The organism is Exiguobacterium sp. s140, assembly GCF_018617035.1.
Lineage (GTDB): Bacteria > Bacillota > Bacilli > Exiguobacteriales > Exiguobacteriaceae > Exiguobacterium > Exiguobacterium profundum.
Genome location: NZ_JACSJK010000006.1, coordinates 87,503 through 109,174, shown reverse-complemented (window position 1 = coordinate 109,174; position 21,672 = coordinate 87,503). Strand labels below are relative to the sequence as shown.

At 49.7% G+C, this 21,672-nt stretch carries 27 protein-coding genes, 2 tRNA genes and 1 rRNA gene; 24 read left to right on the top strand and 6 right to left on the bottom strand.

Features of this window, described 5'->3' with window-relative positions; all coding sequences use genetic code 11:
• The 3 genes from rrf to KNO61_RS16280 form a co-directional block, all read left to right on the top strand.
• Positions 1–87: ribosomal RNA gene (gene rrf / locus KNO61_RS16290) — 5S ribosomal RNA — on the top strand; the annotation flags it as partial.
• A 162-nt stretch (positions 88–249) separates the two neighbouring features.
• A complete protein-coding gene (locus KNO61_RS16285; RefSeq protein WP_214873949.1) occupies positions 250–1,188 on the top strand; it encodes a coiled-coil domain-containing protein in 939 nt (312 codons plus the stop codon).
• Positions 1,189–1,487: 299 nt separating this feature from the next.
• Positions 1,488–2,129 (top strand): uridine kinase family protein, encoded by a 642-nt coding sequence (locus KNO61_RS16280; protein ID WP_214732132.1) that lies wholly within the window; start codon positions 1,488–1,490, stop codon positions 2,127–2,129.
• On the opposite strand, the gene KNO61_RS16275 is transcribed toward KNO61_RS16280, so the two are convergent.
• Positions 2,114–2,896, bottom strand: a complete 783-nt coding sequence (locus tag KNO61_RS16275) for a sporulation protein (protein WP_214873947.1) — start codon at positions 2,894–2,896, stop codon at positions 2,114–2,116. The two genes, KNO61_RS16280 and KNO61_RS16275, sit on opposite strands and share 16 nt — an antisense overlap.
• Before the next feature lie 139 nt (positions 2,897–3,035).
• Here KNO61_RS16275 and KNO61_RS16270 point away from each other — a divergent pair.
• From KNO61_RS16270 to KNO61_RS16240, 7 genes are all read left to right on the top strand, one after another.
• A tRNA-Met gene (locus tag KNO61_RS16270) sits at positions 3,036–3,112 on the top strand.
• 25 nt (positions 3,113–3,137) lie between these two features.
• Positions 3,138–3,214: transfer RNA gene (locus KNO61_RS16265), tRNA-Met, on the top strand.
• A 102-nt stretch (positions 3,215–3,316) separates the two neighbouring features.
• Positions 3,317–3,766 (top strand): tRNA (adenosine(37)-N6)-threonylcarbamoyltransferase complex ATPase subunit type 1 TsaE, encoded by a 450-nt coding sequence (gene tsaE, locus KNO61_RS16260; RefSeq protein WP_015880566.1) that lies wholly within the window; start codon positions 3,317–3,319, stop codon positions 3,764–3,766.
• Positions 3,763–4,419, top strand: a complete 657-nt coding sequence (gene tsaB, locus KNO61_RS16255; protein WP_031424480.1) for a tRNA (adenosine(37)-N6)-threonylcarbamoyltransferase complex dimerization subunit type 1 TsaB — start codon at positions 3,763–3,765, stop codon at positions 4,417–4,419. Before tsaE ends, tsaB begins: the two co-directional genes overlap by 4 nt.
• Positions 4,412–4,873, top strand: coding sequence for a ribosomal protein S18-alanine N-acetyltransferase (gene rimI, locus KNO61_RS16250; RefSeq protein ID WP_214873944.1), 462 nt, complete (start codon positions 4,412–4,414; stop codon positions 4,871–4,873). Before tsaB ends, rimI begins: the two co-directional genes overlap by 8 nt.
• Positions 4,870–5,892, top strand: coding sequence for a tRNA (adenosine(37)-N6)-threonylcarbamoyltransferase complex transferase subunit TsaD (tsaD, locus tag KNO61_RS16245; protein ID WP_214685636.1), 1,023 nt, complete (start codon positions 4,870–4,872; stop codon positions 5,890–5,892). The genes rimI and tsaD overlap by 4 nt, the downstream gene beginning before the upstream one ends.
• A 14-nt stretch (positions 5,893–5,906) precedes the next feature.
• Positions 5,907–6,473: a hypothetical protein gene (locus KNO61_RS16240; protein WP_078146164.1), complete on the top strand. Its 567-nt coding sequence runs from the start codon at positions 5,907–5,909 to the stop codon at positions 6,471–6,473.
• Positions 6,474–6,669: 196 nt separating this feature from the next.
• On the opposite strand, the gene KNO61_RS16235 is transcribed toward KNO61_RS16240, so the two are convergent.
• Both KNO61_RS16235 and KNO61_RS16230 read right to left on the bottom strand, forming a co-directional pair.
• A complete protein-coding gene (locus KNO61_RS16235) occupies positions 6,670–7,077 on the bottom strand; it encodes a hypothetical protein (protein WP_078146165.1) in 408 nt (135 codons plus the stop codon).
• Positions 7,074–8,975: an ABC-F family ATP-binding cassette domain-containing protein gene (locus KNO61_RS16230; RefSeq protein ID WP_214873942.1), complete on the bottom strand. Its 1,902-nt coding sequence runs from the start codon at positions 8,973–8,975 to the stop codon at positions 7,074–7,076. The genes KNO61_RS16235 and KNO61_RS16230 overlap by 4 nt, the downstream gene beginning before the upstream one ends.
• 150 nt (positions 8,976–9,125) lie before the next feature.
• Here KNO61_RS16230 and KNO61_RS16225 point away from each other — a divergent pair, with 150 nt between their 5' ends.
• The 7 genes from KNO61_RS16225 to KNO61_RS16195 all read left to right on the top strand — a co-directional run bounded on the left by KNO61_RS16225 (position 9,126) and on the right by KNO61_RS16195 (position 15,784).
• Entirely contained in the window at positions 9,126–9,782 is a 657-nt protein-coding gene (locus KNO61_RS16225) for a redox-sensing transcriptional repressor Rex (RefSeq protein ID WP_015880579.1), read from the top strand.
• On the top strand, positions 9,782–10,000 hold the full coding sequence (gene tatA, locus KNO61_RS16220; RefSeq protein ID WP_034770678.1) for a twin-arginine translocase TatA/TatE family subunit: 219 nt from the start codon (positions 9,782–9,784) through the stop codon (positions 9,998–10,000). The genes KNO61_RS16225 and tatA overlap by 1 nt, the downstream gene beginning before the upstream one ends.
• A gap of 3 nt (positions 10,001–10,003) precedes the next feature.
• Positions 10,004–10,792 carry a twin-arginine translocase subunit TatC gene (tatC, locus tag KNO61_RS16215; RefSeq protein ID WP_031424497.1) on the top strand — a complete coding sequence of 263 codons (789 nt, stop codon included), beginning with the start codon at positions 10,004–10,006 and terminating at the stop codon, positions 10,790–10,792.
• Between the two features lie 144 nt (positions 10,793–10,936).
• Positions 10,937–13,585, top strand: a complete 2,649-nt coding sequence (locus KNO61_RS16210) for a hypothetical protein (RefSeq protein ID WP_214873939.1) — start codon at positions 10,937–10,939, stop codon at positions 13,583–13,585.
• Positions 13,586–13,690: 105 nt separating this feature from the next.
• Entirely contained in the window at positions 13,691–13,969 is a 279-nt protein-coding gene (locus tag KNO61_RS16205; RefSeq protein WP_214784962.1) for a hypothetical protein, read from the top strand.
• A 5-nt stretch (positions 13,970–13,974) separates the two neighbouring features.
• The gene (locus KNO61_RS16200) at positions 13,975–14,265 is read left to right on the top strand and encodes a hypothetical protein (protein ID WP_211781839.1); all 291 of its coding nucleotides are present in this window, start codon (positions 13,975–13,977) and stop codon (positions 14,263–14,265) included.
• Positions 14,266–14,437: 172 nt separating this feature from the next.
• Positions 14,438–15,784, top strand: coding sequence for an FAD-dependent oxidoreductase (locus tag KNO61_RS16195; protein ID WP_214873937.1), 1,347 nt, complete (start codon positions 14,438–14,440; stop codon positions 15,782–15,784).
• Between the two features lie 36 nt (positions 15,785–15,820).
• Here the strand turns inward: KNO61_RS16195 and KNO61_RS16190 are convergent, their stop codons facing one another.
• Positions 15,821–16,003 carry a PspC domain-containing protein gene (locus KNO61_RS16190; protein ID WP_074032578.1) on the bottom strand — a complete coding sequence of 61 codons (183 nt, stop codon included), beginning with the start codon at positions 16,001–16,003 and terminating at the stop codon, positions 15,821–15,823.
• A gap of 84 nt (positions 16,004–16,087) precedes the next feature.
• Positions 16,088–17,020: an ABC transporter substrate-binding protein gene (locus KNO61_RS16185; RefSeq protein ID WP_214873935.1), complete on the bottom strand. Its 933-nt coding sequence runs from the start codon at positions 17,018–17,020 to the stop codon at positions 16,088–16,090.
• 121 nt (positions 17,021–17,141) lie between these two features.
• Between KNO61_RS16185 and KNO61_RS16180 the strand changes: the two genes are divergently transcribed.
• The 5 genes from KNO61_RS16180 (at position 17,142) to KNO61_RS17305 (ending at position 20,586) form a co-directional block, all read left to right on the top strand.
• Positions 17,142–18,122, top strand: a complete 981-nt coding sequence (locus KNO61_RS16180; protein ID WP_074034813.1) for a FecCD family ABC transporter permease — start codon at positions 17,142–17,144, stop codon at positions 18,120–18,122.
• On the top strand, positions 18,119–19,165 hold the full coding sequence (locus KNO61_RS16175; RefSeq protein WP_214818662.1) for a FecCD family ABC transporter permease: 1,047 nt from the start codon (positions 18,119–18,121) through the stop codon (positions 19,163–19,165). Before KNO61_RS16180 ends, KNO61_RS16175 begins: the two co-directional genes overlap by 4 nt.
• Positions 19,162–19,968, top strand: coding sequence for an ABC transporter ATP-binding protein (locus KNO61_RS16170; protein ID WP_074034811.1), 807 nt, complete (start codon positions 19,162–19,164; stop codon positions 19,966–19,968). The genes KNO61_RS16175 and KNO61_RS16170 overlap by 4 nt, the downstream gene beginning before the upstream one ends.
• 214 nt (positions 19,969–20,182) lie before the next feature.
• Positions 20,183–20,386 (top strand): NAD(P)-binding domain-containing protein, encoded by a 204-nt coding sequence (locus KNO61_RS17310; protein WP_251025009.1) that lies wholly within the window; start codon positions 20,183–20,185, stop codon positions 20,384–20,386.
• Positions 20,353–20,586: an NAD(P)-binding domain-containing protein gene (locus KNO61_RS17305; RefSeq protein WP_251025010.1), complete on the top strand. Its 234-nt coding sequence runs from the start codon at positions 20,353–20,355 to the stop codon at positions 20,584–20,586. The genes KNO61_RS17310 and KNO61_RS17305 overlap by 34 nt, the downstream gene beginning before the upstream one ends.
• Positions 20,587–20,671: 85 nt before the next feature.
• Here the strand turns inward: KNO61_RS17305 and KNO61_RS16160 are convergent, their stop codons facing one another.
• Complete coding sequence (locus KNO61_RS16160) at positions 20,672–21,007, bottom strand: TM2 domain-containing protein (protein WP_214873933.1); 336 nt, start codon at positions 21,005–21,007, stop codon at positions 20,672–20,674.
• 104 nt (positions 21,008–21,111) lie between these two features.
• Between KNO61_RS16160 and KNO61_RS16155 the strand changes: the two genes are divergently transcribed.
• Positions 21,112–21,270 (top strand): hypothetical protein, encoded by a 159-nt coding sequence (locus tag KNO61_RS16155; RefSeq protein WP_015880595.1) that lies wholly within the window; start codon positions 21,112–21,114, stop codon positions 21,268–21,270.
• Positions 21,267–21,656, top strand: coding sequence for a CobD/CbiB family protein (locus tag KNO61_RS16150; RefSeq protein ID WP_214873931.1), 390 nt, complete (start codon positions 21,267–21,269; stop codon positions 21,654–21,656). The genes KNO61_RS16155 and KNO61_RS16150 overlap by 4 nt, the downstream gene beginning before the upstream one ends.
• The last annotated feature ends 16 nt before the right edge of the window (positions 21,657–21,672 follow it).

Here is a 21,672-nt window from a genome sequence, read left to right as displayed (position 1 = left end):
GTTCCCATGCCGAACACGGAAGTTAAGCGTCTCAGCGCCGAAAGTAGTTGGGGGATCTCCCCCTGTGAGGATAGGACGTTGCCAGGCAACAACGCAGAGGACGACCGAGCATACGCTCGGTCGTTTTTTTGTTTCTTTGAAACTTTGTCCCTTCTTTTTCGTACTAAGTAAGAGAAAGAGGGGATGTTTATAAATCATGAATCTCCTCAGATTGACTCATTCGATAAACAAAATGAGAGGAGAAACATCATGCAAAATCTTCAGGAGACCCAATTAGATTTACAACAACGTATCGCCGAGCGTGATCGACTTGTGCGTAAGCAAGAGATACTAAACAAACAGTTGAACGAGCATGAGACGGTGCGGAAGACACTACTCAACACATTCACGAAAGAACAACGTGATGTGTATGACCTTGAAGAATTCTCGCTCGTCAACACATGGCGGAAGTTACGAGGCACGTTCGATGAACAACGAACGATCGAAATGGAAGAGGCTGCTCGCGCGGAACTGAAATTACGAGAACACGAGGCGATGATTGACGAATTGACGCTCGAACATCGAGAATTACAAGAACAGCTCGAGGTTTATGAGGGCATCGACGCTGAGTGGGAGACCTTCTTAGAAACAAAAGAATCCCATCTTGCGAAAGATCCAGCTATTCGCCGAGACCTACACCATCTCACGAATCAACAAGCCGAAACGAATGAACTTCTTATCGAGTATCGGGAAGCCATCGTTGCCGGTAAGACGGCGCGATCAACGATTGCAAAAACACTCAAACATCTAGATAGTGCGAAAGGGTGGTCGACGTATGACACGTTCTTCGGGGGTGGCTTGATTGCCACAGCAATGAAACATGAGGCGCTAGATGCTTCCGAACAGACGATGCACGAATTACAATCTGCGTTAGAGCGTTTCTCCCGTGAATTAGCGGACGTGCAAGGTATTGTTCAGGAGTTGCATGTCGATCGAGGTTCACTCATTCAGTTCGCAGATTATTTTTTGGATGATATTTTTTCAGAATGGACGATGCATGGACGAATCAATGATTCCTTAGATCAAGTGAACGGACTGGATAAGGAAATCAGTCAGCTGATTGCTCGTATGACGAGACAAGTGGAAACGTTAGAACAGAAGCTTGACGAGACTGAAGAAAAAAGAAGACAGCTCATCCTGACACGATGAGCTGTCTGTCATTATATTTATAGTAAGGGTTCTTTTGCTTAGTTCAAGGAGAGTGAAGAGAGAATGAGCAAAACGATGGCATTTCTTATTAGAGGGATGGGAGTCACGGGTGCGTTATTGATTATGTCGATTCCATTTTTCTTTAGTTCTCCCATATCGACTACTCTGATCATTGTCAGTTCGATTTCGTTGATTGCCTTTGTAATGTTTACTGTTTCAGCAATCAGGCTTCGAAAGCGGATAGAGGATGAATGATGCGTATTTTTTTGAGACAACAAAAGGTCCAAGGGGGGAGAATCATGGAACAACTGATTGAGGATATCGTACAAAGGGTGAGACCGGATCAACGGACGCTGATTGCCATCTCCGGACATGGGGCAGCCGGAAAATCGACGTTGGCAGAAAAATTACGGGAACGACTCGGTGATATAAACCTGCTTCACACAGACCCGTATATCACAGATTCACAGTTGAGGAAACAAACGATCCTCACGTATCCACACGATGGAATGACCCATCAGTATAAGATGACGGCGTGTCATCCGGCCGCGCATCATCTCCTGTCACTCGAGCGTGACGTTCGTATGATTCGAGAGGGAATCGGCTTTTACACGATTGATGTCCCTTATTTGGAGCGGACATGGATTGATCCAGAGAAACCGATCACGATTATTGAAGGGATGAGTGTCGCATTCCTGAATCTTTCGTCTTTTGATCAATCGATTTATCTCTACACAGACGGGGAGACGGAGTTCAAGCGACGTTCACATCGTGATATTCAGGAACGGGGTATGGAGCTGGACTACTTACGCGCTTCACATGTAGAGAGACGTCTACAATATGAATTGTTCATGCATCCGTATCGCTACTATTTTCAAACCATCGTCAATACGAGTAAGGATGAAATTCAAATTGAAAAAACCGCTCACGAGGAGCGGTGACTGCGTAACGTATCTTGAATGCCGATACCGAGCTGTTCTTGTTCGCGCTCGAGTTGTTCCCACGTGAGAGAACGATGACGCAATTCGACGTCGGTCGCCATCGATTCGAGCGTTCGCTGTTTCTCGATGTTGTCGAGCCAGTAGTAGAGGTCGATCCCGTCTTCATGCAAGCGCCAAAACGATTTGACGACCTCGAACTCATCGGCCCATTCTCCGACCGGCTTGAATCCATACTTTTCAACGAATGGATACGGACGTTCTTCCCCGAGCGGGTCGATCACGTTTCGGACGAACATCGGCTCAAGTCCAGCGTGAGCGGTCGCATCGAGTAATCGTTTCAGTTCAGGCATCGGTTCGATTTCGATGTGTTCGAGCACATCAAACCAAACTCGTTTGATGTCCTTGTCCCATAATGTAGCCTCTATACTATACGGGGCGCCGGCAGAGGAAGGGGCGTACATCGTCAACTCGAATGAAAACGGAACATCTTCCTTCGCTCCGGGTTCTAGTACAAGCGATAGTGGAATTGGGACTTCTTGAATATCAGCTTCTCGATTGAACTCGTTTCCTTCCATGGTGATGTCTTTGAACGTCGTCAAGAAGGTCAGGGTGAGTTCCTGTAATCGAACGACATTCGTTGTCGGGTTGGAGACGTGCAACGTACCCGTCACGGTCTGCTTCGGAATGAGTGCTGCCGGGTCAAACGTGATCTCGGCTTCGATCTCCGAAAAGAACCATTTCTTGAATCGATTTCCCCATTTGGACATGGCGGTCGCGCCCCTTTTCTCTGATAGTCTATGCTGTTATATTTGTTCCCGATTCCATTTTTGAAAAAACATTAAGAAAATGGTTGCTTTTTATAACTGTCTCGCTTATTATAGAGGATGTCGAAACAATTCAAACCATCGCGGGGTGGAGCAGTCTGGTAGCTCGTCGGGCTCATAACCCGAAGGTCGTCGGTTCAAATCCGGCCCCCGCAACCAATTTTTATTTAATTTCATATGTCGTCGCGGGGTGGAGCAGTCTGGTAGCTCGTCGGGCTCATAACCCGAAGGTCGTTGGTTCAAATCCAGCCCCCGCAACCAATTTTTAAATGAGATAGCGAAACGATGGCGTTTCGTGTTTTTTTTTGCTTAAAATGAAGTGTACAATGAGTACGTATGAGAAGTGAAAAAGGAGAACCATTCATGTATACATTGATTACGCATTCTGCGGCGGAGACGCAAGCGGTAGCAGAACGTTTGGCCACACTCGTCGAAGCAGGGACGGTCATCACGTTAAACGGTGACCTCGGTGCCGGCAAGACGACGTTCACACAAGGGTTCGCAAAAGGACTCGGTGTCACGCGGAACGTCAACAGTCCGACCTTCACCATTATGAAACAATACAAAGGGCGATTGCCGCTCTATCATATGGATGTCTATCGTCTCGAAGATACGGGGGATGACATCGGTCTTGAGGAATATATCAATGGTGATGGTGTCGCCATCGTCGAGTGGTCGAACTTGATCGAGTCCTCGCTCCCGGAAGAACGCTTGGCCATCACGATTGAACGGGTCGGCGACGAAGAACGTAAACTGACACTTGCTCCGACGGGTGAGCGTTACGTTCAAATCGCCAAGGAGGTGCTCGCATGAAACAATTGATGATTGATACCGCGACGACACGTTTGTCAGTCGCGTTAAGTGAGGCTGGAGAGATTCAAGCCGAAGCGACCGTCATGGTCTCAAAAAACCATGCGGTCACACTCATGCCGATGATTGAACAGCTCATGGCAGCGGTCAAATGGACACCGAACATGCTCGAACGCATCATAGTCACGACCGGACCTGGGTCGTACACGGGAATTCGGATTGGAGTGACGACAGCGAAGACACTCGCTTATACGCTCAATCTTCCACTCATCGGTGTATCTGCCCTGCAGCTCATGGCAGCGGCCCCGAATACCGATTTGCCGGTCGTCTCATTGATTGACGCTCGCCGTGGCAACGCGTATATCGGATATTATCAGCACAACAAAGCACTAACACATGATCAGCACGCCTCCGTCTCAGATTGGTTGCGACTGAATAGTCAAGGGCGCTTCCTTGTCGTCGGAGACGTGGAACCGTTCCGTGACGTGTTAAGTGAATATGACTATATCGAAGCACCGGCTGCCCATCGATATGGGCGTGCGAGTGATTTGGTCGTCTTCAGCGATGAGACGAGCGATGTCCATTCGTTTGAACCGGAGTATTTGCGACTCGCCGAGGCGGAAGCGAAATGGTTAGAGGGACAAAACAATGGCTGACGTGAAAATTCGTCGGATGACGTGGCTTGATGTCGAGGAAGTGACGAAAGTCGAAGAAGCATCGTTCGCCATTCCGTGGACAAAAGAGGCGTTCATGAATGAGATGCTTCGAAATGAACAGGCTATTTACTTTGTCGCGGTCCATGACAAACGGGTCGTCGGGTTTGTCGGCGTTTGGACAATCGTCGATGAAGGACATATCACAAACATTGCCGTCTTACCTGAGTTTCGTGGACAGGGCATCGGCAATCAATTGTTAGCGGAACTTGTCGCGTTCGCCAAGTCAAAAGGACTCGTCGGATTGACGTTAGAAGTCCGCGTGTCGAACGTTGGCGCGCAAAAACTATATGAACAGTTGGGTTTTATGCAAGCCGGTCGGAGAAGACGCTACTATCAGGATAATAATGAAGACGCCTATATTTATTGGGCGAAGTTAGGAAGTGAGTCAGAATGAACACATCACTGATTCTCTCGATCGAGTCGAGTTGTGACGAGACGTCTGTTGCGCTCGTCAAAGATGGAAAGACGTTATTGTCGAACGTCGTTTCTTCTCAAATCGAGAGTCATAAACGATTTGGTGGCGTCGTCCCTGAAGTGGCGTCTCGTCATCATGTGGAACGAATCACGTACGTGATTGACGACGCATTGAGTGAAGCCGGCGTGACGATGGAAGACGTCGATGCGGTCGCGGTCACACAAGGACCGGGTCTCGTCGGTGCCCTTCTCGTTGGGATCAGTGCGGCCAAGGCGTTGGCATTCGCCCATCAAAAACCGCTCATCGGTGTCCACCATATCGCCGGACACATTTACGCGAACGAACTCGTCGAAGAGATGAAGTTTCCGCTCGTCTGTCTCGTCGTTTCAGGGGGACATACAGAACTCGTCTATATGCCAGAACATGGTGTCTTCGAAGTCATCGGGGAGACACGTGACGACGCGGCAGGTGAGGCGTACGATAAGGTTGCGCGCACGCTCAGTCTCCCATATCCGGGAGGTCCTGCGATTGACCGTTTGGCAGCAGTCGGGGAAGACACGTACAACTTCCCACGCGTTCGTCTCGAACCGGGTAGCTTTGATTTCAGTTTCAGTGGTTTGAAGTCATCGGTCATCAACGCCGTACACAATGCGGAGCAACGGGGAGAGACGGTCATCCCTGAAAACTTGGCGGCGAGCTTCCAGGCGAGTGTCGTCGAAGTGCTCGTCGAGAAAGCGATTCGTGCCGTGAAGGAAAAAGGGGCGAAGCAATTGCTTGTCGCGGGTGGTGTCGCGGCGAACCGTGGCCTCCGCGCAGCGCTTCAAGAAGCGGCTACAGCTGAAGGGATTCAACTCGTCATTCCACCGCTTGACCTCTGTGGGGACAACGCGGGCATGATCGGGGTGGCGGCACATCACGCGTATGTGCGCGGTAAGCGCGATACACTAGCGATGAACGCGGTTCCTGGGTTATCCTTAGAAGAGAGCATGACAGTCTAGGGGGAAATAGAGACATGACGAAACGCATCATCATCGGAGGACTCATCGTACTACTCGTCGTTGCGACGTTCTTACAAGTACGTGAGATCATCCGCGCTTACAATATCGCATATCAAGAGGAGATTGTTCCAGAAGAGACACGAGTGAAGTCACTCACTGGAGAAGAGTCATTAGAAGGCATCGGTCGCGTGACCGGAGAGAATACGCTCATCAAGTCACTATATGGCTACACAAGTGTCGTCGACCAAGAGCCGGAGCGTGTGATCGTCGTCGATCGTAATCTCGGCGTTCAGCCAAAAGCAAGCGATGCTTACTATGAAATCGAGCGAGGTCGCGAGGCAACGGAAGAAGAAGCGGCGAAGTTTGATGATTTGATCGAGGAACTCGACGAACAGCAACTGTTCGCACAAGTCATCTCGACGCATGAAGCACGCTATGTGACGAATGGCGAAAAGCCGATGACGTTCTATAAAGTGTTCACACGTGACGTCGACACGAACGAGGCTGTCTTCTTTATCGCTGAAGACGGAACGAAACTCGACTTCCATACAATCGGATTCCAACCACTGCGTTATTTCTAACAAAAAGGTTCAGCCACGCGGCTGAACCTTTTTGAGTGCTTCAAGTTGTTGAAGGAATGTATGGGCGAACGCAAGACATGTTTCTTTTTTTTTCGTCCGTATCCGGGTCAAATTCAATCTTGAGCGATTATCAATGTCAGTGCTAACGTTGATTGTACAAACAAAACCACGCCTTCAAACAGAAGACGTGGTTTTGTTATGCTTTTGGTTGTCGATAATTCTCCCGATGCCACGTATTGACGCGGCTCACGATGAACACGAGAAGAGCGAGAATCCACATGAAGAGCGTCTCTTCATAGAAGTGGGCCCACACCGATCCAGGCGCATAGAACGTGTGAACGGTCACATCGACCGGCCAGACGACGACACGGATGAAGAGCGTGCTCATGAGCAGACCACTGAAGAGACTGAGTAGTATCCCTGGCCACGTCTGAATGATGAAGCCGATGACGACCGGCAGGAAGAAAAAGAGAATAGACGGGACAATCGTCGGCTCCCCGCGGATGAGTTCAGACACGAACTCGGTCCCGGTCGGCACGATGTAGGCGAGTCCTGTGAGGAACGCTTGAATGAACTCGATTCGCATGGCACGGGTACGCATCATGTATGGAGTTCCTCCCATTCCTCATAAAGTGCGGTGATCGATTCTTTCGCAGCGTCTGATTCGGTCGACAACTCCTGTGCACGGGCGAAGTCGTTGAAGACGTCCGGCTCACAAAGCAACTGTTCGATTTCGTCGAGACGATTCTCATGTTGCTCGATTGCCAGCTCGATCTCTTCGATGCGCTGTTTGATGCGGCGCTCTTCCCGTTGCTGTTCTTTATCGGCGCGCTGTTTTTTCACGACGACCTGCTTCGTCTCCTCACGGGCGAGTCGCGCCAGTTCCTCGAGCTCTTCTTTCTTCTCGACGTAGTACGAATAGTCTCCGAGATACTCGTTGATGCCGTTCGGTGTGATCTCTAGCACACGCGTCGCGAGTCGATCGATGAAGTAGCGGTCATGCGAGACGAAGAGAATCGTGCCCGGATAGTCGAGGAGGGCATTCTCTAAGATCATCTTCGAGTCGAGGTCCAAGTGGTTCGTCGGCTCGTCCAAAATGAGGAGGTTCGGTTGCTCGAGCTTCAGCTTGGCCAAGGTGAGTCGTGCCCGTTCGCCACCGGATAGTTCATGGACACGCTTCATGACGTCATCGCCGCTGAAGAGGAACTGTCCGAGAAGACTCCGGACTTCTTGCTCGCGCATGAGCGGCCAGTCGTTCCAAATCTCGTCGATGACACGGTTCGCGTCTGACAAGTTCTGCTGCTCCTGATCGTAGTAGCCAATCTCGACGCCGGTTCCGTAACGGATCTCACCCGTGAGGGCGGCTTGTTGTTTCGTCAATACTTTGAGGAGGGTCGACTTCCCGACCCCGTTCGGACCGACTAGCGCGACGGACTCACCGCGTTGCAGTTGGAAGCGGAGGTTTTGAGCGATCGCTTCCTCGTACCCGATGGCGAGGTCACTCGCGCTCAGCACATCGTTCCCGCTCTGACGTTTGATGGAGAACGAGAGAACGGCGCTACGTTCGTCACCATCCGGCGCATCGAGGCGATCGACTTTCTCAAGACGCTTCCGCACGCTTTGCGCTCGTTTCGTCGTCGTCGCCCGGGCGATGTTTCGCTGGATGAAGTCTTGCATCTTGGCAATCTCTTCTTGCTGCGACTCAAACTGCTTCTTCTCTTGCTCGTAGAGGGCGGCCTTCTGCTCGAGATACTTCGTATAGTTCCCGACGAAGCGGCGACTCCGGTGACGTGACAATTCATAGACGACCGAGACGACGCGATCGAGGAAGTACCGGTCGTGGGAGACGATGAGAACGGCACCTTTATAGCCGTTCAAGTACTTCTCAAGCCAGGCGAGTGTTTCGATGTCCAAATGGTTCGTCGGCTCGTCCATGATGAGCAGGTCGGGACTTTGAAGGAGCATCTTCGCCAAGGCGAGACGTGTCCGTTGTCCCCCGGAGAGCGTGTCGATGCGACGCTCGAAGTCGTCCGGATAGAAGCGCATCCCGTGAAGGACCGAGCGGATGGTCGCTTCATATTGGTATCCGCCACGTTCTTTGAACGTATGTTGCTCTTCATCATAAGAAGAGAGGAGGCGTTCATATGCAGCGGCGTCATTTAGGATTCGTTCTGAGCCCATGTCAGCCTCCATGCGACGGAGCGTCTTCTCTTGCTCGATCAAGTCCGTGAAGACGGTGAGCATCTCATTCCAGATCGTCTCGTCGGATTCTAACCCTGAGTCTTGGGCGAGATAGCCGATCGTGACGTCTTTTGGCTTCATGATGTCCCCGGAGTCATAGTTGTATTCACCAGCGATGACTTTCAAAAGCGTCGACTTTCCGGCCCCGTTACGACCGACAAGGGCGACGCGTTCGCCTTCCTGGATTTCGAGTTTGACATTTTCTAAAATCGGCTCGACGCCGAAGGATTTGGATAAGTTGTTGACTTGCAGTAGGATCAAGTGAAAAAACCCCTTTCTCTCTATTTAGTATACTGTATTTTTCAGCGATTTTAGGTATATTCGTTGAGTGGTCATGTGAATTCGTTTACAATCAAGGTGTATGAAATTCAGATTCGTTTGTAACGTGTCGTAAAAAGGAGGCTCTTTCCGTTGAGTCAAAACGAACCAAAGATTCCACAAGCGACAGCCAAACGGTTGCCACTATACTATCGATTTATTCAAAGCCTGCATGCTTCAGGGAAACAACGTGTCTCTTCAGCAGAACTGAGTGAGGCGGTCAAGGTCGATTCGGCTACGATTCGCCGTGATTTCTCGTACTTCGGTGCGCTCGGTAAAAAGGGATATGGCTATAACGTGCAGTATCTGTTAGACTTTTTCCGAAAGACACTGAATCAAGACGAGATTACGAATGTCGCCTTGGTCGGAGTCGGTCACCTTGGGACGGCATTCGTCAACTATAACTTCCTTAAAAACAATAACACACATATCGTCGTCGGGTTCGACGCAGACGAGACAAAAGTCGGCACGACGATGTCAGGCGTCCCAATTCATCACGTCGATGAGATGGAACAAATCATGAAGCAAAACAAGATTGACGTCGCTATTTTGACGGTACCTTCTGCTTATGCGCAGTCCGTCGCAGACGACTTGGTGCGTTTCGGCATCAAGGGCATCTTGAACTTCACACCGGCACGACTCACTGTACCGGATACGGTTCGCGTCCATCATATCGATTTGTCGATTGAGCTGCAGTCACTCATTTACTTTATGCAACACTATCCAACCGCTGAGGGGGTCCATCAATAATGGAATTGCTAGCATCATCACTCGTCGTCGGGATTCCGGGTGGGGCGAGTCTATTCATCATCGCCATCATCGCACTCATCATCTTCGGGCCGAAGAAATTGCCGGAGTTTGGTCGTGCGGCCGGACAGACGCTTCGTGAGTTCAAAAATGCAACGAACGGCATGATGAACGAGCACGACGAGAACGACAAGAAAGCTATCGAAAAGAAAGAGCAGTAAGCCATGAATCATCAACCTGATCAAGAGCGGGAACTCACCGATCACTTGACAGAGCTGCGGAGACGACTGATGCTATCTGCATTTGTCGTCTTTGCCTTCTTTTTGATGGCTTTGCCGAGTGTCAAATATGTACTCGCGTACTTGCAAAAAGACCTCGTCGAACGCGGGCTCGAACTGAACGCCTTTGGGGTCGCGGACCCGCTCATGATTTACTTGAACTTGGCGCTCATCATCGGCCTTATCGCGGCGAGCCCATTCCTACTGTATCAAGTGTGGGCGTTTGTCGCACCCGGTCTGCATCCGAATGAGCGGAAAGGCACGCTTGCCTATATCCCGATCATCTTCGGACTGTTCTTGATTGGCCTTGCGTTCGCCTACTACTGGTTGTTCCCGCTCGTCCTCGATATCTCGACGGACCTCGGGCAAGACCTCGGACTCGAACAAATCATCGGGGCCAACAATTACTTCACGTTCTTGTTGCAGCTGACAATTCCGTTCGGTCTATTGTTCCAACTACCGGTCGTCATGATGTTCTTGACCCGAATCGGTGTCGTGACCCCGTACTTCTTATCAAAGATTCGAAAGTACGCATACTTCGCCCTATTCGTGATCGCGGCATTCATCACACCGCCGGATTTGACGTCGCACCTTATGGTGTCGTTACCACTCTTCTTCCTATATGAAATCAGTTTATCGATTTCACGTATCACCTACAAAGGGGTGCTACGCCGGGAAAAAGAGGCGATGGTGCAAGAACAGATGGATTTAATGAAACAGATGAATGAAAAGTGAGCACTGCGTCAAATTATGACGCGGTGCTTTTTTGAATATTAGGGCTATGCATTTTTGAGAAAACATCTTAAAATTAGAAGGGATTCAACAAAAATGGATGTTTTTTGAAAACTTATGTATACATAAACAGAAATGAGGAAGCAGATGAACAAGTGGTTATGGAGTACGCTCGTCGTACTCATATTGTTGATTGGACCAAAAATGGATGCCTTTGCAGAAGGAGCGGCAAAAGCGGACGTTCTGCCAACGGGAAGTGTTGTATCAAATAGTGAATATGTATGGCGATCGGGCGACCCAGAGACGATTGTGCATATGCGCACAGGAAAAGTGTATACACTTCCCGTCCGCGTGTCGGTTGAACACAATATCGTTGGACTCGGAGACGGTCGCGTCATTTTAGATGCATATGGCGAGGTCATCATTTGGGATCCGATTAACGATGCGATGACGTCATTCCCGAATGATTCGAGTAGTGGTCTCGATTATCTTCATGCTGTGAATCAGGATTTAGAAATGATTCTTTGGAAAGGACATACGACGTATTCTGTCACTTCATTGACGGGTGAGATTCTCGGAACGTTTAATACGGAAAGTATATACGAATCGTACGACCTTCTTGCTGACGGCACGGTCCTAGTCCTCGCAAACGGTGAAATCACGAAACGAGCCATCACGGGAGAAACGCTTGAAACGCTTGGAACATATACGGACAAGGTACGATCTGCCCAATATATCGAAGAAGCGAATCAATTAGTGGTCAAGATGTCCACCGACTCACATCTCCGAATTTTTGATTTGACCACGAAACGTTGGATTGAAAAAGAGGCGGAATCTGTCACGAATCTCCTGTGGAAAGACGGGATTTACTACTTCACGATGCGGAAAGTGTTTGATACGTATTACGTGAGTTACAATGTTGCCACTGGAGAATGGAAAGAATCATCGGTGGATGATACGTTTGTTAATCTAAGAGGAGATTGGTATGTGCTATCCCATGATGTGACGGCAGGGTATACGCCGGAGTCATTTTGGAAAGCGCCACGACAACTGTTGATCGATGTACCGAAAACAACGACACGATATGAAGTGAACCAATCCTATCAAGTGAACGGAACCGCTAAACTGATTGATGGAACATCCATTCCTGTCAGTGGGACAGAATTGTCGGCAACGTATCGATATTCTGAGAAGAAACCTTTTGTTTGGGAACAAGGTAAGTTGACGATGAACACGAATGGCGGATATTCTTTTGAATTTAGATGGAACGGGTTAGAACGAACAGAAGACTTTGTAGCATCTAACTATGTTCCGCTCACACTCGATCCGCCAACAGGTGTTTTGGGACCCATCACAGGAACAACGGCACCGAACACCCCAGTATTCGTCAGTGTGACGAAAAGCACCTCTCAGTACACCGACTCACTAGATTCATTGGTCAACTATCAGTCGAAAACGGTTCAGTCAGACGAGATGGGACGCTTCACTTGGCAACCGACGCGCTGGTTCGCACCAGGATCGCGTGTGACCGTAAAAATCGGAAGCCCATCAAGTGTATATGCCGATCCAATTGAACTGGTGACGGTAAAAGAAAGTGAAGATACTTTACCGAACGACATCACGCTTGTAACGAACTCTGTAAAATCAGGTGTGACATTACAGACCACGCCACAGGCTACCGTTGACATCGTTGCCCGTAGCGAACGCGGTTATGAAGCCTGGAGTGAGCAAGTAAATGAGGATGGGATGCTCCAAATCAAATCGTTTTCTCACATGTGGTTTGGTGTTGGGACAAAAATATACTATAAGTTACAGGATGCACCTGCCTCACAGTTCCGTCTTGCGGAAGTGAAGGCGACGTATGATGCACCTATCTTCACTTGGACGCGGACACCATTGATGTACGATAAATCGATTGATGTAACGTCTAGCACAAATGAAGCATATGAAGTTTATCGGAATGACATCCTTGTGACAAAGACGAGTTCGATGCCTTATACGTTCGATACGCCATTACGCGAAGGCGATGTGATTCGTGTCAAACGCACGTATCGCGATGCCACTTACGAATTGACGAAGACGGTTCGCGCGTTCGCACCTGTTTTGAGTGTCACGGACGTCATGATGACAAAGACACAGGCGACACTCACGATTAAAAAGACAAGTGTGGTCCCGGTTCGTTTTTACGTAAATGGTGTGGCCGTTTCACCAAAACGGTTATCAACGACACGGTACACCATCCCGGCGAAACCGGGTGACACGATTCGTGTCCGTGCCTCTGTCGGATCAAAATCCCGTGAAGTCACAGTGGAATTGCCGAAGACCTCGCTGTCCACGCTATCCATCAACGACGAAAAGTCGTTATGGGTCGGGTATGTACTACCGAACAGTACGGTGACACTAAAGAGCGGTACGAAGACAATCGCCAGTGGAACGGCAAGCAGTACAGGCCGTGTGACGCTACGATTCAGTCGACAACCGGTTGGAAGTGTCGTGACGTTGACGAGTCAGCAAGGGACGTATCGTCACATTCAGAAAAAGACCGTGACGGTCGGACCGGCTCCGACATTGTCATCGACCATTCCTTCAAGTGCGTCGAAGACATTGCGTGCGACGTCAAACGTGGCTTACGGTACACTCACGCTGATGCGTGGGACGACCGTTCTCGCAGAGAAAGAAGTAAAAACGACTTCGACGATTCTCAGTTTTTCACCGCAACGAAAAGGGACGCAGCTCACGCTTCGTCTCGTGACACCGAAAGGTCGAAGCGTAACGAAGACGTTCACCGTTCGATGAGTACTCGGACCATTCGCATGAGCGGGTGGTCTTTTTACTTTCAACATACCTGTGAGCCCTTCACTCATGTTAATATGGAAAAAAGAGGGATTGGAGGTGCGGGTCATGTGGTGGCAATGGTACGGGTTTGAGACGATCATGATGTTGATCTTTGCAGGGATATCCATAGGGACTGGAAGACATCTGTTCCTGTCAAAAACGGATAAGGTTCTCACGATTTCGTTTGTGAGTATGGTCATTGGTTTTTGTATGATGCTCGTCGGAGTGGGATACATAAGAGGATTTGATGGAATGGGTTGGTTCGTATACGGTTTGCTCCTATACGGTGGAAGTCTCCTTGTCTACTTGACGTTCACTATTTTTCGTTTGAAACGGGAGCAGTAAAGAGAATGAGTGATTTGACCTTTTTAATGTTGTTGTTTCTTGGATTGACACTAGGAGTAGTGCTATCCATCTATCACGTGATGCGGTCGAAAAGACGACGGCCCGTGTTACTCCTGATCGGTACATTACTAGTCGTAAGTGGCTATGTACTTGTGATTGGCAATCTGGCATTTGGATACGGCTGGGGAGCATTGTGGTGGGGGCTAGTTGGTCTCTCTATGAACGTCCTCGGATTGATTGTTCATCTTCTTGTATGGATCTATTATCTATTGAAAGAGAAGCGAGTCCGGTCATGAAAATGAGCGGATTTTTTCCTGTTCAAACTTTAGACACTTTTACGTGAAATATTGAGCAAAGTCATTGAATCTTATATTGTGAAATAGTACACTAAGGTCAAGAAGTAAATGTGATGTTTATCACAATATAAAACGAAACGTATTGTTTAACATAAAAGGAGAGACGACTCATATGAAAATCGCAGTTATCGGATGTACACACGCAGGAACAGCAGCAGTAAAAGGATTACTCGCCAAGCACGACAATCTCGATATCACCGTTTACGAGCGGAACGATAACGTTAGCTTCCTCTCGTGTGGGATTGCGCTCCACGTTGGTGGTGTCGTCCAACGTGCGGAAGAGTTATTCTACTCGTCTCCACGTGAACTTGAAGAACTCGGTGCGACGATGCGCATGAAACATGACGTCTTGTCGATCGACTCCGAAGCGAAGACGGTCCACGCTAAAAATCTTGAGACCGGGGAAGACGTGCATGACACGTATGACCGCTTGATTGTCACGACGGGTTCATGGCCGATCGTCCCAACGCTTCCGGGGATCGAAATGAATGGAATCGAGCTCTGTAAAAACTACGCGCATGCCCAACGCATCATCGAACGGGCGACAGATGCGACAAAGATTGCCGTCATCGGGGCGGGTTATATCGGAGTCGAACTCGTCGAGGCGTTCGAAGCATACGGAAAACATGTCACATTTATCGATAGTGCAGACCGCATCTTGAACAAATATCTCGATAAATCGTTCACAGATCCACTAGAAGCGGACATGACCAGTCGCGGGATCGATCTTGAACTCGGTCAGACGGTCGAAGCGTTCCGTGGAACAGAAGGGAACGTCACACACGTCGTGACGGACAAAGGTGAATTCGAAGCGGATCTCGTCATTCTCTGTGTCGGATTCCGTCCGAACACAGGACTCTTAGAAGGACAGGTCGATATGCTCGGGAACGGTGCCATCATCGTCGATGAATATATGCGTACGAGCAACCCAGATGTCTTTGCAGCAGGGGACAGCTGTGCCGTCTACTATAACCCGGCGCGTACACACGCCTATATCCCACTTGCGACGAACGCTGTCCGCATGGGAACGCTCGTCGCGGAGAACATGATGCAACCACGCGTCCGCTACCAAGGGACACAAGGAACGTCGGGACTTCGACTCTATGACTGGAATATCGCGTCATCTGGTCTGACGGAAGAAGCGGCAGCGCTCTTTGGACTCGAAGTGGAGAGTGTCGTCATCGAGGACGCGTATCGTCCGGAGTTCATGCCGACCGCAGAGAAAGTCGAATTCAAACTCGTCTATGAAAAAGGGACACATCGTATTGTCGGTGGACAAGTGTTATCGAAAGCGGATTTGACGCAAGCGGTCAACACACTCTCGCTCGCCATCCAAAACGAGATGACGATCGAAGAGCTCGCCTATGTCGACTTCTTCTTCCAACCGCACTACAACAAGCCATGGCACTTCCTGAACAGCGGAGCGCTTGAAGCGATGAAAGACAAAGTGAATGCCTAACAAAAAAACGCGGAAGCTGCATGGCTTCTGCGTTTTTTATAGATAACGTGGCGCATCTTTCATGGAATTCGTCAAAATCATATAAAGCAGGAAACTCCCAGGTAGAATCAAGAAGATGAGTCGAACTCCTATTGAAGAAATACCAAAGTATTCAGCAATTCCACCACATACTCCTGACAGAGAGCGGTCCGTCGCCGACTTTCGAAGTGTACGTTGCATAGTAAAGCTCCTTATGAGTTGATATGTAAATTTTACCATATGAGTGTATGGAAAAGCGCATCAATTTAATTGATGCGCTACTGTTTATTTCAAGATGTCGACGAGTTCATCGAGCACTTGGTTGGCAGACAAGACGCCACCAGACGTGTTCCAAATGTCATCACTGACTTCTGTCACTTCCCCTGCTTTGACAGCATCGAGGTCTTTCCACAACTGGTTCGATTGCCATTCTTCTGCTGTCTTCGACCCGTCGGCCCCACCATACGTGAAGTAGACGATGTGGTCGCCCGCCATCTCTGGGATTCGTTCCATCGCGACTCGTTCAGCGAATTCCGCTTTATCTTGTGACGCTGGACGTTTGATGCCGACATCATTAAGGATGACGCCGGAGAAGCTGTCATTGAAGTAGATGCGTGACTCGCCAGGAAGGAAGCGGACGACCGAGAGTTCTTTATTCACGGCGTCTCCGAGTTCCGCTTTCGTATCTTCGATGTGCTGATCGTAGTCGGCCAACGCTTGATTGCCTTCCTCTTCTAGGTTGAGTGCGTTCGCATAAAGGGCGAAGTTCTCTTGCCAATCACCTTTCAAAGTCTCGGACATGACCGTCGGTGCAATGGCGTTTAATTTGTCATAAATGTTTTCTTGGCGCAGTTTCGTTCCGATGATGAGATCGGGTTTCAGTTTTGCGATGGCCTCTAGATTGACTTCGCTTTCTGTCCCGACTTCTGTGACGTCTGTCATCTCGGACTCAATGTGCGGGTACCACGGGTCGCCGTTCCATGATTTGACGGCTCCGACTGGTTTGACGCCGAGGGCGAGAAGGGCCTCTGTCCCTTCGTTCGTCAAGACGACGACGCGTTCCGGGTTTTCAGGTACGTCCGCCGTTCCCATCGCGTGCTCAATCGAGCGAGTCGCCGTTTCTGAACTTGTATCGTTCTCTGTATCGTCTGACCCGCCACAAGCAACGAGGACGACGGTTAAGCAAAGCGTAAGTAACGCGAGCATCCATTTTTTCATTACACTTCTCCTCTATGTAGGTGATTTTCCTTCCTGACTATAAGTGATAATGATTCTCACTGTCAACCCCTTTTTCTGGAACGCAATATTTGCTATGGTAGGAAAGGAAAGAAGTGAGGACATGAAAAAACCTTGGATCAAATTACTTTTCTTGATCATCTGTTTACCTATCTTAAGTTATATTTCATTGCGCGTTGGTGTGATTGCGGTCAGTCATGAAGATGTGATGACGTTCCAAGCGGACGGGTCATCTCAAGCGATGATTGCGTTAGCCGACAATCGTATCCCACGGACGGTCGTCGCGCTACTCGTCGGTAGTGTCCTAGGTCTCGCCGGGCTCATTTTTCAACTCGTGACCCGTAACCCGCTCGCATCTCCTGATATTTTGGCGGTGAATGCCGGAGCGAGTCTGGCCATCGTGCTCGTAACGCTTTTTGGGTTCAGTAGTATCGCCTCGTTCACGACAGCCTCGCTCATCGGAGCATTTGTTGCCGGCGTGATTGTCTATCTATTGAGTGCGAACGGAGGGAACGTCATGTATATGACGCTTGCCGGGGCGTCGCTTGCCGCTCTATTCAGCTCATTCACCCAGTCGATCATCGCGTATGAGGAAGGCGCGCTTGATGAGGTACTGTTCTGGTTGACCGGGTCGGTCGCGGGACGATCGCTCACGCTCGTCGAGACGTTGTTGCCATGGATGGCGGCGGCGGTCATTCTCGTTCTCTTGCTCAGTAAAGAGTTAGAGACGTTATCGCTCGGAGACCAGGTCGCCCGTTCACTTGGACAAAATGTCGGCATCATCAAGTTCGTCGCCGTGACGCTTGCGGTCGTGCTCTCCGCATTCGGAGTGGCGCTTGCAGGACCAATCGCATTTGTCGGTCTGCTCGCTCCCCATTTGGCGAAATATCTATTCGGGACGGCCTTTTTCGCTCGTCTCGCCGGAAGTGCTCTCATCGGTAGCGTCCTGTTGCTTGCGGCTGATATTCTGGGACGTATCATCTTGTTCCCACGCGAAGTGACCGTTGGGGTCGTACTCGCCGTCATCGGTGGGGCATTCTTCATCTATCTCGTCAGTGTCAGACAAGGAGTCTTCAAATCATGAAAACATATCGCTTTCGAAAAGGTCCTGTCTCGTTCACGCTCCGGAAGCGTGAAATCGAGTTGGCGCTTCTACTTGTCGTTGGATTGCTCGTGTCGGTTTATTTCGGGCTCGCCATCGGTGACACATTCCTTAGTCCCGCCTCACTCGCTGCCCTGTTCATCGGAGCAGGGGATGCATTCGAGCAGCTCGTCGTCTTCGAGTTTCGGATGCCACGTGTGTTGATGGCAATCACTGCCGGCGCAAGTCTCGCCGTCAGCGGTCACTTGTTACAACTGACAATCAAAAACGAACTGGCATCCCCGGAGATTTTCGGGATTGTCGGAGGTGCAGGGGTTGCGACGGCTACGTTCTTCACCGTTTTCTCGGATGAGCGAACGAATCAGCTGTCAGTGCCGCTCGCCTATATCCCAATCGCTTCGTTCCTTGGGGCGATTGTTGTCGGGATGTTCCTCTTCTATTTGTTGAAACGTGGAGTCCCACCTGTCCGGCTAGCACTTGTTGGGATCGGAATCAGCATCTTCTCGCAAGGGATCGTTCAGTTCATGATGCTCGCCTCGAACGTTTACCGAAAGAACGATATCCAACAATGGCTCACCGGTACCGTCTACGCCGCGACGTGGAATCAATTGAAGATTATGGTGCCGTTCGTCCTTCTCTTTTTGCTGGCAGCCTTCTTGATTGAACGTCATGTTCGTCCGCTTCATATCAGTGAAGCGACAGCGACGAGCATCGGCGTACCGGTACGAGGGATTCAGCGTGGGACGTTGTTGCTTTCCTGTTTACTCGCCGGTATTGGTGTCGCCTTTGTCGGTGCAATCGGTTTTGTTGGGTTGATGGCACCTCATATCGCTCGACAAGGGTTGAAGCTCCCTTACATTTGGGCGACGCTACTTGTCGGGGCGACGATTGTCGTGTTGGCGGACGTACTCGCTCGGACGATTTTTTATCCGTATGAACTACGGACCGGCGTGATGACAGCCGTCATCGGAGCACCGTATTTCTTCTACTTACTTCGACGGATGATGAAAGGAAGCATGAGATGAACACATTTGATTTGAACCACGTAACCATCGGATATGAACAGAAGACGGTGCTCGATCAATTATCATTCTCCATCCCACATGGGAAAATCACCGTCCTTCTCGGCGCGAACGGCTGCGGGAAGTCGACGCTCCTCTCGACGCTTGCGAGACAGCGAGATGCACTAGGCGGGGAGATCGCATTTCGAAACAAACCGCTCGATTCGTATCGAGCGAAAGAGGCGGCTCGACTCATGGCATTCATGCCACAAGTGAACGTGGCACCGGATGGTTTGACCGTCGAACAACTCGTCCGATTCGGGCGTTATCCGTACCAGACGTTCTTCAAACGATATTCGGAAGACGATGAACGGGCCGTCGAGCGGGCACTCGCCTTCACCGATACGGTATCGCTCCGTGACACGCTCGTCAGCAACCTTTCCGGAGGACAAAAGCAACGAGTGTGGATCGCGTTGGCACTCGCCCAAGAGTCGGAGACGATTTTGCTCGATGAACCGACGACATATTTGGACATGTCGCACCAAATCGAGATTTTAGATTTGATGTATCGATTGAATCGATTGGAAGGAAAGACGATCATCATGGTACTTCACGACCTTCACTTGGCCTGTCGCTATGCCGATCATGTCATCGCATTAGCTGGCGGTAACGTGTATCGCGAAGGCAGTCCGAACGATGTCGTCGATGAGACGTTCATGAAAGACGTATTCGGTCTCAAAGTCGTGGTGACCGAGGATCCGCTATACGGGACACCGCTCTGTGTACCGTATTCACACTATGAGTTGAATGAAAAACGACCGACCTGAACCTAGTCTGCGGACTAGGTTTTTTACGGAAAAGTAGGGAAAAAGAGTAGGATAAGTGCGCGTCATGTTTTCTACCTAAAAGGAGGAATTTTTCATAGCTAAAAAGGAAAAACAACCGTATCACATCGTCACGTACCCATAAGAATCGATTTCAGACGGGCTTGCAGCAGAGTTCGGAGGAACGGTCACGCGGACAGACGAGGAGCTGTGAATCATGAAACTCGGGATTTTAGGTGCCGGGAAAGTCGGACGCACGCTCGGGGAGCAGTTCGAACGAGCAGGCTATGAGGTGCTGTACGGGACACGGACGGAGCGAGAAGGGACATTGACGCTACAAGAGGTCGCCTCGACGAGCGACCGGACGGGGTGTCGGGTGCGGAGTATTTGCAGCGACTCATTCCTGATACGAAAGTTGTGAAGGCGTTCAATCAGACAGGGGTCGAGAATTTAGGCGATCCGAATGGGTCCGTCATGTTCGTCGCAGGTGAAGATGAGGAAGCAGTGCGGCTTGTTGTCGAGCTATCGAACAAGATCGGCTTCGATACGCATCCGCTCCACGGGCTGAAGCTTGCTCGTGAGCTCGAAGGGTTGGGTGGCTGTGGATTCATCATGCAGTGAATGAGCGAAAATCACGGGACTTCGCCTTCTACTTAACAGAACGCTAAAAGACGATTGAGGCGAGATGCCTCAATCGTCTTTTTGATTAGAATCCTGTATAGCGATCAGAACGCGTTTGCAGCAGCTTAATCGTCTCGTGCTCAATCTGCTCAACTTCACGTTGCTGCCAACCCGGCATGAGAAATGCATCAACGAGTGCCCAAATGCCTGTGATGAATGCACCGAGACCGAGCGTCAAGACGACGAGTAGGATCATGGCGATTCCTGAACCGATTTTTTTGAAATAGAAACGATGCGCACCAAATGCACCGAGGAAAAACCAAAGCAAGTAGGCGACGAGCAGGCTACGTTTTCGTTTTTCGACTTCGCTATTTACGAGTAACATTTCTTCTGTCGTCAAATCCATACGCGAATCATACATAGGACTCCAACTCCTTATCCATAATTGTTATAATGAGTTCGCACTCAAGTATATCGGAAAATGGATTTGTTTCCATGATTTCCTAAAAAGAAAAGAGGTTCTTTATGCTTTTTCCGATTTTGACGTTCATCGTCGCCTTCGTTCACGTCGTCGGTGGGGCGATTGCCCTTTATCAATATCCACAATATAAGCGTATGGCCATCAGTGCCATCGTGCTCGGGTTCGTCTACGGTGGGTTGACCGTGGCGGTGATTGGATTATGACGAACAGACCACTGCGTTCGCGTCTTCAAATGAAGAGCGGCTATCAGTTAGGGACATACTTATTTTTAGGTCTCATCATTTTTGATTTACTCTTAGGCGACGTTCCGAGAATCTCGTTTGCGATGTATGCAGTTTTCTTTTACTTTTGGCAACGGGAGCGTGTAGAAAAAGAAGAGAAGAGGTTAGCCGAGAAGATGAAGCGGAAGTCGGATGAGTGGACGATCACATTCGTCGTCTTGTTTTGTTTGGTAGGCTATGCGGTCTCCCTTGGCCTACAATATCCATCTGTTTCGTTGCTCGAACTGAGCATTTATGGCTTCTCGACAATCTTCTGCATCCGGGCGTTGACCTTGATCTATGCGATGCACCAACAACAGCTCGACTAAAAACCATCCTTCCGCT